This is a genomic window from Mesorhizobium sp. P2_D5, from assembly GCF_056404355.1.
On the sequence record NZ_JBFUEE010000001.1, the window covers coordinates 1,045,487 to 1,058,957 of the forward strand.

At 64.1% G+C, this 13,471-nt stretch carries 14 protein-coding genes and 2 tRNA genes; 4 read left to right on the forward strand and 12 right to left on the reverse strand.

Features of this window, described 5'->3' with window-relative positions:
• Positions 1 to 61: 61 nt before the first annotated feature.
• The 5 genes from AC1DYW_RS04980 to AC1DYW_RS05000 form a co-directional block, all read right to left on the reverse strand.
• Entirely contained in the window at positions 62 to 517 is a 456-nt protein-coding gene (locus AC1DYW_RS04980; protein ID WP_095082544.1) for a periplasmic heavy metal sensor, read from the reverse strand.
• Entirely contained in the window at positions 514 to 936 is a 423-nt protein-coding gene (locus tag AC1DYW_RS04985) for a hypothetical protein (RefSeq protein WP_477225300.1), read from the reverse strand. Before AC1DYW_RS04985 ends, AC1DYW_RS04980 begins: the two co-directional genes overlap by 4 nt.
• A 68-nt stretch (positions 937 to 1,004) precedes the next feature.
• Positions 1,005 to 1,547: an RNA polymerase sigma factor gene (locus tag AC1DYW_RS04990; RefSeq protein ID WP_477225301.1), complete on the reverse strand. Its 543-nt coding sequence runs from the start codon at positions 1,545 to 1,547 to the stop codon at positions 1,005 to 1,007.
• A gap of 45 nt (positions 1,548 to 1,592) precedes the next feature.
• A complete protein-coding gene (locus AC1DYW_RS04995) occupies positions 1,593 to 2,021 on the reverse strand; it encodes an EF-hand domain-containing protein (RefSeq protein ID WP_477225302.1) in 429 nt (142 codons plus the stop codon).
• A gap of 234 nt (positions 2,022 to 2,255) precedes the next feature.
• The gene (locus AC1DYW_RS05000) at positions 2,256 to 2,444 is read right to left on the reverse strand and encodes a YodC family protein (protein ID WP_095082538.1); all 189 of its coding nucleotides are present in this window, start codon (positions 2,442 to 2,444) and stop codon (positions 2,256 to 2,258) included.
• A gap of 150 nt (positions 2,445 to 2,594) precedes the next feature.
• On the opposite strand from AC1DYW_RS05000, the gene AC1DYW_RS05005 reads away from it, so the two are divergent.
• Positions 2,595 to 2,670: transfer RNA gene (locus AC1DYW_RS05005), tRNA-Cys, on the forward strand.
• A gap of 88 nt (positions 2,671 to 2,758) precedes the next feature.
• On the opposite strand, the gene AC1DYW_RS05010 is transcribed toward AC1DYW_RS05005, so the two are convergent.
• Positions 2,759 to 2,834 (reverse strand) — tRNA-Thr (locus AC1DYW_RS05010).
• 331 nt (positions 2,835 to 3,165) lie between these two features.
• Between AC1DYW_RS05010 and AC1DYW_RS05015 the strand changes: the two genes are divergently transcribed.
• Positions 3,166 to 4,338: a hypothetical protein gene (locus AC1DYW_RS05015; RefSeq protein WP_477225303.1), complete on the forward strand. Its 1,173-nt coding sequence runs from the start codon at positions 3,166 to 3,168 to the stop codon at positions 4,336 to 4,338.
• A gap of 24 nt (positions 4,339 to 4,362) precedes the next feature.
• Here the strand turns inward: AC1DYW_RS05015 and AC1DYW_RS05020 are convergent, their stop codons facing one another.
• Positions 4,363 to 5,964: a cisplatin damage response ATP-dependent DNA ligase gene (locus AC1DYW_RS05020; RefSeq protein ID WP_477225304.1), complete on the reverse strand. Its 1,602-nt coding sequence runs from the start codon at positions 5,962 to 5,964 to the stop codon at positions 4,363 to 4,365.
• 4 nt (positions 5,965 to 5,968) lie between these two features.
• Positions 5,969 to 6,976, reverse strand: coding sequence for a ligase-associated DNA damage response exonuclease (locus AC1DYW_RS05025; RefSeq protein WP_477225305.1), 1,008 nt, complete (start codon positions 6,974 to 6,976; stop codon positions 5,969 to 5,971).
• 121 nt (positions 6,977 to 7,097) lie between these two features.
• Here AC1DYW_RS05025 and AC1DYW_RS05030 point away from each other — a divergent pair, with 121 nt between their 5' ends.
• Both AC1DYW_RS05030 and AC1DYW_RS05035 read left to right on the forward strand, forming a co-directional pair.
• Positions 7,098 to 8,048, forward strand: a complete 951-nt coding sequence (locus AC1DYW_RS05030) for a class I SAM-dependent DNA methyltransferase (protein WP_477225306.1) — start codon at positions 7,098 to 7,100, stop codon at positions 8,046 to 8,048.
• A 152-nt stretch (positions 8,049 to 8,200) separates the two neighbouring features.
• Complete coding sequence (locus tag AC1DYW_RS05035) at positions 8,201 to 8,494, forward strand: hypothetical protein (RefSeq protein WP_477225307.1); 294 nt, start codon at positions 8,201 to 8,203, stop codon at positions 8,492 to 8,494.
• 101 nt (positions 8,495 to 8,595) lie between these two features.
• On the opposite strand, the gene AC1DYW_RS05040 is transcribed toward AC1DYW_RS05035, so the two are convergent.
• From AC1DYW_RS05040 to AC1DYW_RS05055, 4 genes are read right to left on the reverse strand one after another with little or no spacing between them, the layout of a single operon-like run.
• Positions 8,596 to 9,537: a 2-hydroxyacid dehydrogenase gene (locus tag AC1DYW_RS05040; RefSeq protein WP_477225308.1), complete on the reverse strand. Its 942-nt coding sequence runs from the start codon at positions 9,535 to 9,537 to the stop codon at positions 8,596 to 8,598.
• Between the two features lie 38 nt (positions 9,538 to 9,575).
• Positions 9,576 to 11,207, reverse strand: coding sequence for an ABC transporter ATP-binding protein (locus tag AC1DYW_RS05045; protein WP_477225309.1), 1,632 nt, complete (start codon positions 11,205 to 11,207; stop codon positions 9,576 to 9,578).
• A complete protein-coding gene (locus tag AC1DYW_RS05050) occupies positions 11,204 to 12,349 on the reverse strand; it encodes an ABC transporter permease (protein ID WP_477225310.1) in 1,146 nt (381 codons plus the stop codon). The genes AC1DYW_RS05045 and AC1DYW_RS05050 overlap by 4 nt, the downstream gene beginning before the upstream one ends.
• Positions 12,349 to 13,446, reverse strand: coding sequence for a microcin C ABC transporter permease YejB (locus AC1DYW_RS05055; RefSeq protein WP_095082500.1), 1,098 nt, complete (start codon positions 13,444 to 13,446; stop codon positions 12,349 to 12,351). The genes AC1DYW_RS05050 and AC1DYW_RS05055 overlap by 1 nt, the downstream gene beginning before the upstream one ends.
• Between the last annotated feature and the right edge of the window lie 25 nt (positions 13,447 to 13,471).

Sequence of the window (13,471 nt, forward strand, 5' to 3'; positions counted from 1 at the left end):
TGGTCCGGCAGGTCCTGCCCTTCTCCTGTTAAACGGCGTCGTCGGCGTTTTCCGTCGGTCGTCACGGCGATTTTTTTGGCACCGCCGACAGTTGCGACCCAGCGCGTCTGGTGAGCCCTTCCGCCAGCACGCGGCGGCCCTCGGCGGAACTTGCCGCCGCGAACTCGACGATGCGCTGCTCAAGCCGCATGCGCACGGTGACGTCGGCATTGCGCGCCCGCTCCAGCGCCGCCGACAGGGCCGTCGCGTCCAGAACCGGCTGTCGCAGCAGGTCTGCCGCCTCGCGCCTGGCTTGCTGGCCGTCGAGGATGACCTGACGGGATTCGCGGCGAACGTCGCGCAACGCCTCGCGGAACACCGAGCGATCCTGCTCGGGAAGCCGGCCACCGGCCGTCTCCAATGAGTAGCCCTGACCTGACTTGCCGCTTCTTATCCAGACGGCCCCGCCGGCAAGCGCCCCGGCCAGGAAGACGTTGAGCACCACCGACAGGGTGACAAGGTTTCGGCTCATGCTCATAGGTCTTCCTCGATCGCGTCGCGGTCCGGGCTGGCGTCGCCGAACGCCGTCGCATTGGCGTCCAGCACATAGTGGTCCGGCTGGACCTCGGGCGTGACGATGCTCACCAGGGCCAATCCGGCGACAGCGCCGGCCAGGCCAATGCCGGCAAGCCCCAGTCCGAGCCACCAGAACCGCTGGCGCCGGCGTTGGGCGAGGTACCGGCCGGCGGCCTGCACGATGCTGCCGTGCAGGGCCTTGTCGGGCGCGCCGACGCGGTAGCCGTCCAGCAGGGCGTCAAGTCTCCTGGCATGCTCCAAAATGGCCTGGCCAGTCTCGCTCGGCGCAAAGATCGCGGCGGCCACCCGTTCAGCCTCCGGCCATCGCCGAAAGTCACTGCCATAGGCCTCTGCCAGGGCCGCAAAGCGCGTGGCATCCATTGCCGGTTCGTTCCTGGACCCTTCAGCCATGGTCTTCCCCTTGCCCATCGGTGCCGCTTGCCCGGTTCTCACTCATCGGCGCCATCCCTGGCCAGGATCGTCTGCAGCGACCGCCGGCCGCGCGAAAGCAGGCTCTCCAGGGCGTCGACGCTGATCTCCAGGGTCGCTGCCGCCTCGACGTTGGACATCTCCTGGTAATAGACCAGGACGATCGCTTCGCGCTGGCGCGGCGCTATGCCTTGCAGCGCTCGTTCGACCCGCTGCGCGTCTTCCTGCGGATGGGCATCGGGAAGTGCGGCCGGGTCGACCATTTCCGGCAGGTCGTCGGTCACCCATTCGCGCTTGCGGCGCAGCCGGTCGTAACAGAGGTTCAGCGTCACCCGGTGGATCCAGCTGTCGAAGCGCGCATTGCCGCGTCGCCAGCCCGAGGCATAGCGCCAGATCCGCACGAAGGTCTCCTGCGCGACATCCTCGGCCTCCGCAGCATCGCCGAGCATGCGCACGGCAAGCGCCAGGATGCGGGGCAGTTTGCGCGCGACGAGCGTCTGCACGGCTGCCGGATCGCCGGCGCCGACGCGGCGAACCAGCTCCTCGTCCGGATCGGCGCTCATCAGCCGGCGCACTCCCGATGTTCATCGCACGTCATTGCCTCTTGGTCATTGCTCCTGCTTGGGAGCGGTTTTGTGGCCCGGCAGTTCGTCGGCCGTCAGGACGCCGTCGGCATTCTTGTCCAGCCTGGCAAAGCGCTTGGCGAAGAAGGCATCGAGTTCGGCGCGGTCGATGAAGCCGTCATGGTTGGAATCGATACGCGCGAAGGATTTGACGGGGTCGCCCTTGATGTTACGCTTGGCTTGAAAGGCTTCCCATTCCAGCAGGCTGATCTTGCCGTCGCCATCCGTGTCGGCAGCCATGATCGCCTTTTCGCGCCGCTTCTGGAATTTGGCCAGCGTGATGTCGGACCTGGCCTTTGGCGTGGCCGGTGCGGCAACCGGCGGCGTCGCGGCCGGCGGCTGCGTCGCTGTCTGGGCGAGAGCCGCTACGGTCAGCAGGCTCAAGGCAGCGGCAAGTATCGAACGGCGTATCATGCGTTGGCGTCTCCGGTTGGCGCGTGGCCACGGCTTGAGCCGGGGTCACGCTTCGACCGTTAAACGCCGCGACGACGGAAATCCGTCGGTCGCGCGGCTCGGTTTCTGACGCATTTCTTGGATGCAAGGGCTCCGTCGGCGGCCGCAGTGACGTGCCAAACCCGGCGCCCCAGCGCTGGACGTGAACGGAGCCAGGTTTGGCGCCGGTTCAAGCAAAACCGTGTCGGCAGGGACCTAGTCCGATTGGTCGGCCGCGACCAACTGGTCGGGCTTGAAGCCGGCATGTTGCGGGGTCCACACGTCACCCTCGCGGTTGAACCAATGGCACATGAATATGCCCGAGGCCGCGCCGTCGCTTATGGTCATCTTCGGGCCTCCGGACTTCAGCCTGACGACGTCTCCGGTCTTGAAATTGTTGGGCATTTTCGACCTCCATTCAGAGGCTTAGAGTTTCACACCAAACCGGGGCCTCGACAATGGCCGATATGCCTCGCCGGCGCCGCAAGCCGTTGCTCCAGCGGCGGTTCGGCCTTAACCTTTCCGTAAATATTAGGCTGCTACTTGGACAGCGATGGCCTCGTGGCGGAGCGGCTACGCTGGAGACTGCAAATCTCTGAAGCCTCGGTTCGATCCCGAGGCGAGGCCTCCATCCTCACTTACCTGTCCGACAAAAGCAGCGAACGGCCGGAGCCGAGGCTCGGCCCAGTGACGGCGCCATTGATTGCTGCTTGAAGGAATGGTGCCGCTTAGGTGACTCGAACACCTGACCCCATCATTACGAATGATGTGCTCTACCAACTGAGCTAAAGCGGCCCGGGAGGCCAGAGCCTCCAAGATGCGGGGGTGATAGACTCAACCGGCGGCGAATTCAAGATGCGACTTGGCAATTCATGCAAGGGTCTATGTGGCCGTCGAAAGCCGTCTGTCGCGTTTGCTCGCCAATCGGTCGCCGAGTCAGGCTCGCGCGGTTCGCACCCTCCTGCTGGTGAAAATTGATGAAACACGCTGATTTCGTTGCCGGAACAGCGTCGGAATGGACTTTGCACACCCTGACAAGGCAGAATGCGCCGCTCGCCCGTTGATTGATTGGTCGCCTGCGGCTAACGATCATGGCAAGGTTGGGCAAACGTGCAGAGGGATCCGCTTGGACGCAATCGAAAAGGCGATCCGGAATGCCTTCGAGAAAGGCAACGCCGAGGACCGCGCGTTCCGCGAAAGGGTCTATAGATCGGCTTTTGCCGCGCTCGACCGTGCGCTCCAGGCCAATCCCGACGTGACGGTGGAAGTCGCCATCAAGCGCCGCAAGGCGATACAGGCGAAAATCACCGAAATCGAATCCGAGTATCTGCCGGCGGTGCCGGATGTCGGCCCACAGGGTGATGCGCCGGCGGTCGAGCTTGGTGGGGACCCGGCTCCTGCGGTCGAGGTGGCTGCGGACCCCGCTCCTGCGGTTGAGACCGGGCAACCGGCATCACCCGTCGTTGTCGTTGACGAGCCCGTGCAATCCGCCTCCGATGCGCCTCGCTCGCGTGTGCTGCCAGTCGTTCCCGACATCATGCCGGACGCCGGCCTTCCCGGCGCGCCAGCCATCGACATGTCTGCTCCCGCCTCGGCCGAGGCCGCGACGGAAGTGGCGCCCGATCGCGATGAACGGCGCATAAGGGGGCGTCGACTGCCGCTGACCGCCATCTTCCTGACCGTGACGCTGCTTGCCGCTGTCGGCATCGGCCTGTTCTTTGCAATGCAGACCGGCGTGTTCAAGACGCAGGCGCAGCTCGACACCGCTCCGCCCGAAGCGCCGCCGACCGTCAACGACGACGACTTCACACCGGCCGATGGCGACACCGGCCCGGCAAAGCCCGGTGCCGCGGACCAGTCGCGCGACTGGATCAACGTGTTTTCGCCAACCGACGCGTCGCATGTCAGCGCCCCGTCGGATGCCAAGGCCGAAGTGATGAAGGACGACACCGGGTCGTTCCTGCGCATCCGTTCCGGCGCCTCCGGTTCGGCGATCAGCTTCGATGTCGGGCAAGGCGTGCTGGAACAGCTCGCCGGCAAGCATGCCGTGTTCGACATCATTGCACGCTCCGAAGAAGGCAAGGAGACGCAGATTTCCGTCGACTGCAACTTCGGCGAACTGGGCGACTGCGGCCGCAAGCGCTACGCGGTCGGCCAGCAGCAGAACGAATACCTGTTCGACGTGCAGTTTCCCAAGAAGCACCCAGGCTCGGCCGGCACGATCGCCGTCAATTCCGACTTCGACAAACAGGGCAAGGCGGCGGACATCTACGAAATCCGGGTCTCGGTCGAGCCGTAAGCGCATCCATGCAGGACAAGCGACTTAGCGATCGAGCAGCGCCTGCAGCGTCTCGATGCGGTCGGCCTCGTTGGCCGGCTTGTCCCAGCGCAGCCGCGAGATGCGGGGAAAGCGCATGGCGACGCCGGATTTGTGCCGGGTCGAGCGGTTGAGGCCCTCGAAGGCGACTTCCAGCACCAGGCCGTTGTCGCGGTCGGCCCGCACCGAGCGCACAGGCCCGAAACGCTCGACCGTGTTGTCGCGGACATATTTGTCGATCTGCTTCAACTCTTCGTCGGTGAAGCCGAAGTAGGCCTTGCCGACAGGCACCAGTTCCTCTTCGCCTTCGCCGCCGGACCAGACGCCGAACGTGTAGTCCGAATAGAAGCTCGAGCGCTTGCCATGGCCGCGTTGGGCATACATCAGCACGGCATCCACCGTGTGCGGATCGCGCTTCCATTTGAACCACGGGCCTTTCGGCCGCCCGGCGACATAGGGCGAGTCCCAGCGCTTCAGCATGACGCCCTCGATGATCGGATGCGGCGGTGCCCGGCGCAGCTCCTCCAGCGCCTGCCAGTCGGCGAAGTCGACAAATGGCGAAAGATCGAAACGGCTCGGGTCGAGCGTGCCGACAAAGGTTTCCAGTCGGCCGCGCCGCTCACGAAACGGCAGCGCGCGCAAATCCTCGTCGCCGATCTGCAGCACGTCGTAGCAGCGCATGAAGGCTGGATATTGCTGCTGCATCTTCGGCGTCACCGTCTTGCGGTTTAGCCTTTGCTGCAGGTCCGAGAAGGTGCCAGTCGCCAGCCGGGGATCGCCGACCAGCAGTTCACCGTCCAGCGTTGCCGAAAAATGCATGGCGTCGGCGAGATCCGGAAAGGCGCCGGAGACATCGTCGCCGGTGCGCGAATAGAGCCGGCGGATACCGCCTTCGGCCACCGCCTGGACGCGGATGCCGTCCCATTTCCATTCGGCCGCATAGTCCGCGGGGTCGAGCTTTTCGAGATCGCCGTCGCCGACCGGGTTCGACAGCATGACCGGGCGAAACAGGGCCATCGCCGTATTCCTGGGCTTTTCGGCCTTGCCTTCCAGCCAGGCGAACAGCGCCGTGTAAGGCGGCGACAGCCCATGCCAAAGCTCCTCGATCTCGGTGACATCGACCTTGCCGAAATCCGCCAGCGCCTGTTTGGCCAGCCGCGCCGACACGCCGATGCGCAGGCCGCCAGTGACCAGCTTGATGATGGCAAAGCGCGCCGAGATGCCGGCGCTGTCGAGCAGTCCGGACAGCACCTTCGGTCCGTCGGAGCGGCTTGCCGCCTGCAGCCTGGCGACGACTTCGCCGAGCGTCGGCTCGCGGTTCGGGATGTTTCCGGGCGTTTGCGGCCAGACCAGCGACACCGTTTCGGCAAGGTCGCCGACATAGTCGTAGGAATAGCCGAACAGCACCGGGTCCATGCGCTCGGTGACCAGGGTGCGCAGCATCGCCGGCTTGACCGCGGCGATGTTGAGATCGCCGGTGATGGCCGCCAGCGCCAGGCCACGGTCGGGATCCTCGACACTGCGGAAATAGTCGGTCAGCAAGGTCAGCTTGCCGTTGCGCGACGGCGTCAGCACCAGGCGATCGAGAAGTTCGGCGAAGCGGTTCATGCCCTCAATCGCCCTCGTCCTCGTAGCCGACCAGATGCAGCGGTCGCGCGGCGATCCCCTCGAGTTCGCACCAGCGCACCAGAGCTTCCTCGCGGCCATGCGTCACCCAGATTTCCTGGGCTCCGGTCTCCTTGATGGTGGCGGTCAGTTCGTCCCAGTCGGCGTGGTCCGATATGATCAGCGGCAGTTCGACGCCGCCTTGCTTGGCGCGTTGGCGGATGCGCATCCAGCCCGAGGCGAAGCACGAGATCGGATCGGGAAAGCGCCGCGCCCAGCGGTCGGCGAAAGCCGAAGGCGGACCGACCACGATGGCGCCCGCGAAATCTTGCTTGCCGCCCTCCACGGTAGCCGGTTCTAGCGTTCCGAGCTCGATGCCCTGGCTCTGATAATATTCGCTTAGCCTGGCCAGCGCGCCGTGGATGTAGATCGGCCTGTCGTAGCCGGCGTCGCGCAACAGCCGCATCACCCGCTGCGCCTTTCCCAGCGCATAGGCACCGACCAGATGCGAGCGTTCGGGAAACTGCGTCGCCGATTTCAGCAGGCGGGCGATCTCTTCCGTGTCGGGTGGATGGCGAAACACCGGCAGGCCGAAAGTCGCCTCGGTGATGAACACATCGCACGCGATCGGCTCGAACGGCGCGCAGGTCGCGTCTTTCTGCCGCTTGTAGTCGCCGGAAGCGACGATGCGCGTGCCCTGGTGCTCGACGGCGATCTGCGCCGAGCCAAGCACATGGCCGGCGGGATGGAAGCTGATGCTGACACCATCGAGGACAATCGTCTCGCCGAGCTGAGCTGCTTGCGTTGTGTCGGCAAAATCCTCGCCATAGCGCAGGCCCATGATGTCGAGCGTCTGCTGTGTCGCCATCACCGAGCGGTGGCCGGAACGCGCATGATCGGAATGGCCATGCGTGATCAGCGCCCGGTTCACCGGCCGCACCGGGTCGATGAAGAAATCACCTGGTGGGCAATACAGGCCCTCGGGCCGGGGATGGAGCAGGTCTGAGGCGCGCATGATCCCCAAGATAGGATATAATTCCGCTGCGGGAAGCCTGTTGTATGTGACTGCTGACTCCCGCATACAGCACCGCCGGCTTCCATCCGCCGACAGGATCCATCGCCCAGGACCCATTGCCATGAAACCGCTTCAGGCCTCGTCCGGCGACTTGAACGCCGATCGCCGTGCCGATTATGCCGAGATGCTGCATGCGGACGGCGATCATGCCGCGGCGGCGGAATTGCTTCTCGGTGCCCTGGAACTGAAGCCGCAATGGGCGATGGGCTGGTTTCGCCTCGGCGAAATGCAGCAGGCTGCGGGTGCGCCGGACCTCGCCGCGCAGGCTTGGGCGATGTCGCTGCAACTCGATCCGACGGATCGTCAAGGTGCCGCACTGAACCTGCAATTGATCGGCAAGGCGCCGGAGACCGGCTCGCTGCCCAGCGCCTTCGTCGAGACGCTGTTCGACCACTATGCCGACAGCTTCGAGGAATCACTGGTCGACAGGCTGGGGTACCGGCTGCCCGAATTGCTCGATCAGGCCATCCGGTCGACAAGGCCGGGCCGCTTCCCGCTGGCGCTCGATCTCGGCTGCGGCACCGGGCTGATGGGGCAGAGGCTACGGCCGATCGCCGATCGGCTGGAGGGGTATGACATTTCGGCCAGGATGCTGCAGCAGGCGCGGGCCAAGGGCATCTACGATTTCCTCGCCAAGGCCGATCTGCTGGATTTTTCCTATGCCGGCCCGAAAGCCGATCTGGTGGCGGTGGCCGATGTCTTCATCTATGTCGGCGCGCTCGACGGCGTGGTGAAGACGGTTGCCGGCTTGCTTGCCGGCGATGGCCTGTTCGCCTTTTCCGTCGAGAGCCTGATTGGCAATGGCGATTTTGTGTTGCTGCCATCGCGCCGCTACGCGCATTCGGAACATTATGTGCGTGAAATCCTGGCTGCCAACGGGTTTTCGATCCTGTCGCTGGAGACGACCGTGATCCGGCAGGACCGCCGGGAACCCGTCAACGGGTTGGTCGTTGTGGCAGGCAAGCTACCGGGGGACAAGGCTGCGATCCCCTGCGGTCGCGGCCGCAGATAATCCGTGCTGCGAAAAAGTCTGATTTGCATGCGCGTCTGATATTTGCGATCTGGTCGGATCAAGGCGGGATATCAGGAGGAGCAGAGTCGATGCGCTGGAACATGATTGTCTTGGCATCTTGCCTGGTGACCGCCGGCTGTGCGGGCAGTTCGATGGCTGAGAGGCAGGACGCCGACATCCAGTCCTCCCTGCAATATGACAGCGTGCCCTGCGGCCAGCTGCTGGCGCAGCGCAACGCGCTGGCACAGCAACACAATTTGTCGACGAAGGCGAAGCCCACCTTCTCCAATCCGGCGATGGGCTTCGGCCCGTTCATGCCGGATGTGCGCTCCAAGGCCAAGCAGGACGCCGACAAGGCGACCGGCCAGATGGATGCCATGAACCGGTCGATCGATCGTCGCGATTGCGGCAAGCCAGACCAGCGGAAGAAACTGCTGCCTGGCTAGGATCGGGCAGGCGCCGCTCTCTATGCTTTGACGCAATTCCCTGAGGGAAAACGCTACCCGCTTTTCCCGGGAAAGCCGTTTCACGCATTTCCTGGAATTGCTTAATACCCAGCTTTGCGGTCCACCAGATTGTCGAGCTTTTCGCCGCGCTCGAAAGCGTCCATCTGGCGCAGCATGATCGGCACCAGGTGGACGGGGTCGGAGGTCGCCGCCGAGTGCGGCGTCACGAACACTTTCGGATGTCCCCACAGCGGACTGGTCTTCGGCAGCGGTTCGACTTCGAACACATCGAGGCTCGCCTCCTTCAGCGTGCCGTCATCCAGTGCCCGCACGATGTCGGCGTCCTTCTGCAGGCGGCCGCGACCGGCATTGATCAGCACCGAGCCGCCGAGGCCGTTGCGCTTCCTCAGTTCCTTCAGCACGCCGTAATTGATGATGCCATGCGTGTCCGGGGTCAGCGGCAAAAGCACCACCAGAATATCGGTCGCCTTGAGGAAGGGGATCAGTCCCGCCTCGCCGGAGTAGGTCGCTACGCCTTCCATCGGCCGCTCGCTGCGTGACCAGCCATTGACGGCAAAGCCGAGCGACAAAAGCACCGAGGCGGCGGCGCGGCCGAGATTGCCGAGGCCCATGATGCCGACCGAAATGTCGTTGGCCGGCCGCTGCTGCGGCTCGTGCCAGATCTTTTTTGGCTGCTGCGACCGGTAGAGCAGGCCGTGGCGATGATGGTCGAGCACCCGCCAGACGACATATTCGGTCATGTACTGGGTGAGGTTGTCGGCGACGACCTTGACGATCGGCACATCCGGCAGGCCCGGGTCGGCGAAGATATGGTCGACGCCGGCACCGATCGAGAAGATGGCGCGCAGATTGGGCAGCGATGCCAGGATGTTCGGCTTCTGCTTCCACACCACCGCATAGGTGATCGACGGGTCGCTGGCGCCGTCCGGCTCCAGCACCACCTCGCGCTCGGCCGACAAGAGCTCGCGCCAGCGCTGCGGATGAAAACCGGTGACGGCAAGCAGGATGCGGCCTTTTTCCATCAATGGAGTTTCCCTGTTATGCGTGCCCGTTGTCCAGGCTATTCGCTGACGATGCCGACCGGCGCCGTCTCTATCTTGAAGGCGGCCGAGATCAGCGCCCGAGTATAGTCGGTTTGTGGATTTCCAAAAATCTGTTCGGAAGGGCCGGCTTCGACGATCCTGCCATTGCGCATGACGATGACGTCGTTGGCCAGCGCCCGGATGACTTTGAGGTCGTGACTGATGAAAAGATAGGCGAGGTCGTGCTTGGCCTGCAGGCTGCGCAACAGGTCGACGACCTGCGCCTGCACGCTCATGTCGAGCGCCGATGTCGGCTCGTCCAGCATGACGAAGCGCGGGTTGAGCACCATGGCGCGCGCGATGGCGACACGCTGGCGCTGGCCGCCGGAAAACTCGTGCGGGTAGCGGTTGCGGGTAGCGGGATCGAGCCCCACTTCCTTCAGCACGTCGGCGACGCGTGCGTCGCGCTGGTCGGGCGACAGTTTCGGTTCGTGGATCTTCAGGCCTTCCTCGATGATCTCGGCGATCGACATGCGCGGGCTGAGCGAGCCGAACGGGTCCTGGAAGACGATCTGCAATTCGCGCCGCAGCGGCCTCATAGCGTTGAAGGAGAGCTGGTTGATGTCGCGCCCGTTGAACTGGATGCTCCCGGTCGACGAGATCATCCGTGCCAGCGCCAGTCCAAGCGTCGTCTTGCCCGAGCCGGATTCGCCGACCACGCCGAGCGTCTGCCCGGCACGCACGGTGACATCGATGCCGTCGACAGCCTTCACATTGTCGACGGTGCGCCGGAAGAAGCCCTGCCTGATCGGAAACCAGACCTTGATGTCCTTGCCGGTCATGACGGGCTTGGCGGCGGCGTTGGCCGCCGGCGGCTTGCCTTTCGGCTCGGCGGCCAGCAGATGGCGCGTATAGGGGTGTTGCGGATTGGCGAAGATGTCCTTGGTCGGGCCGGTCTCGACGATCTTGCCCTTGGTCATCACGCAGACCCGGTCGGCAATCTTGCGCACGATGCCGAGGTCATGGGTGATAAACAGCATCGACATGCCTTTGCGGCTTTTCAGCCCGGCCAGCAGCTCGAGGATCTGCGCCTGCACGGTGACGTCGAGTGCCGTCGTCGGCTCGTCGGCGATCAGCAGTTCCGGTTCGTTGGCCAGCGCCATGGCGATCATCACGCGCTGACGTTGGCCGCCGGACAGCTGGTGCGGATAGGCATCGAGGCGCTTTTGCGGATCGCGGATGCCGACCTCGTTGAGCAGGGCCAGCGTGCGGGCTTTGGCCGGGCGGTCGGCCATGCCCTGATGCAGCTTCAGGATTTCGACGATCTGCTGCTCGATCGTGTGCAGCGGATTGAGTGAAGTCATCGGCTCCTGGAAGATCATGGTGATCTTGTTGCCGCGCACCTGCCGCAACTGCTTCTCGCTCATGGCAAGCAGGTCGGCGCGCTGGAACAGGATCTTTCCCGAGGGGTGGCTGGCGCTGGGATAGGGCAACAGCTTCAGCACCGACAGCGCCGACACCGATTTGCCGGAGCCGGATTCGCCGACCAGCGCCACTGTCTCGCCCTTGGCGATGTCGAACGAGATGTGGTCGACGGCCATCGACTGCTGTCCGCCTTGCGCAAAGGCGACGCTGAGGTCTTGTACGCTGAGCAGGGGCGCTTCGCTCATCGGAATGTCTTGCGCGGATCGAAGGCGTCGCGCGTCGCCTCGCCGACGAACACCAGCAGCGACAGCATCAGCGAGATGACGACGAAGCCGGAAATGCCGAGCCACGGCGCATTGAGGTTGCGCTGCGCCTGCTTCAGCAACTCACCGAGCGAGGCGGACCCCGGCGGCAGGCCGAAGCCGAGGTAGTCGAGCGAGGTCAGCGTCGAGATCGAGCCCGAGAGCAGGAAGGGCATGAAGGTCAATGTCGCCACCATGGCGTTGGGCAGCAAATGCCGGAACATGATGGTGCGGTTAGGTACGCCGAGCGCGCGCGCCGCGTTGACATATTCGAAATTGCGGGCGCGCAGGAACTCGGCCCGCACCACGCCGACCAGCGCCACCCAGGAGAACAACAGCATCAGGCCGAGCAGGATGAAGAAGCCCGGCGGCAGGATGGCGGCGACGATGAGCAGGAGATAGAGCACCGGGATCGCCGACCAGATTTCGATGAAACGCTGGAACAGGAGATCGGTCCAGCCGCCGAAATAACCTTGCACGGCGCCGGCCGCGACGCCGATCAGGGCCGAGCCGGCGGTCAGGATCAGGCCGAACAGCACCGAAATGCGGAAGCCGTAGATGACGCGCGCCAGCACGTCACGCGCCTGGTCGTCGGTACCGAGCCAGTTCCAGTTGCCGACGATGCAAGCCGGATCGGCCGCCCCTTGCGGATACTGGCTGCAGCGCGCCTTGGCGTCATACTGCCAGGACGGCTTGGCCGGTGCTGCCTCCGGAATGGCGTTGTTGACGGTCTGGTAGGAGTAGCGCACCGGAGGCCAGATCATCCAGCCATTGGCGTTGATCTCGTCCTGGATGACCGGGTCGCGATAGTCGGTGACCGCGTAGAAGCCGCCGAACTTTTCCTCGGGGTAGGCGACCAGCACCGGAAACAGGATTTCGCCCTTGTAGGAGGCGATGATCGGCTTGTCGTTGGCGATGAATTCGGCAAACAGCGACAGCACGAACAGAACGAGGAATATCCACAGCGACCAGTAGCCGCGCCGGTTTGCTCTGAAGTTCTGCAGGCGGCGCTTGTTAAGCGGCGACAGGAACGGCCGCGCGATCCGCTCCGGTGCGGCCTCCGTGGTCGCGGTGGTGTCCGACATCAGACGTCTCTCCGCTCGAAATCGATGCGCGGATCGACCCAGGTGTAGAGCAGGTCGGACAGCAATCCGACGAACAGCCCGAGCAGCGAGAAGATGTAGAGATTGGCGAACACCACCGGATAGTCGCGCTCGACCACCGACCTGAAGCCGAGCAAGCCGAGACCGTCGAGGGAAAAGATGTTCTCGATCAGCAGTGAGCCGGTGAAGAAGGCCGAGATGAAGGCGCCCGGAAAACCGGCGATCACGATCAGCATGGCGTTGCGGAAGACATGGCCGTAGAGCACCTGCCGCTCCGACAGGCCCTTGGCGCGCGCCGTCACCACATACTGCTTGCGGATCTCTTCCAGGAACGAATTCTTGGTCAACAGCGTCGTGGTGGCGAAGGCCGACAGCACCAGCGCCGTCAGCGGCAAGGTCATGTGCCAGAAATAGTCGATGATCTTGCCGGACCAGGATAGCTGGTCCCAATTGTCGGAGGTGAGGCCGCGCAGCGGAAACCAGTCCCAGAACGACCCGCCGGCAAACAGCACCATCAGCATGATGCCGAACAGGAAGCCTGGAATGGCATAGCCGACGATGACGACGCCGCTGGTCCAGACGTCGAAGGGCGTGCCGTCCTTGACCGCCTTGCGGATGCCGAGCGGAATCGAGATCAGGTAGGACAGAAGCGTGATCCACAGCCCGATCGAGATCGACACCGGCATTTTTTCCAGGATCAGGTTGAGCACCGAAATATCGCGGAAATAGCTGTCGCCGAAATCGAAGCGCGCATAATTCCACAACATCATGCCGAAGCGCTCGAGCGGCGGCTTGTCGAAGCCGAACTGCTTCTCCAGCTTTTTGATGAATTCCGGATCGAGGCCTTGGGCGCCGCGATACTTCGAGCTGACATCACCGGCGACATCGACATTGGCACCACCGACCGCGTCACCGCCGCCGCCGCCGAGGCGATCGCTGCCGCCCTGGTTGGTCAGCCGGGCGATGACCTGCTCGACCGGGCCGCCCGGCGCGAACTGGATGACGGCGAAGGATATCGCCATGATGCCGAACAGGGTCGGGATCATCAACAGGATGCGGCGCAGGATATAAGCGCCCATCAGGTCTTTTGCCCTGCTTGAGCGA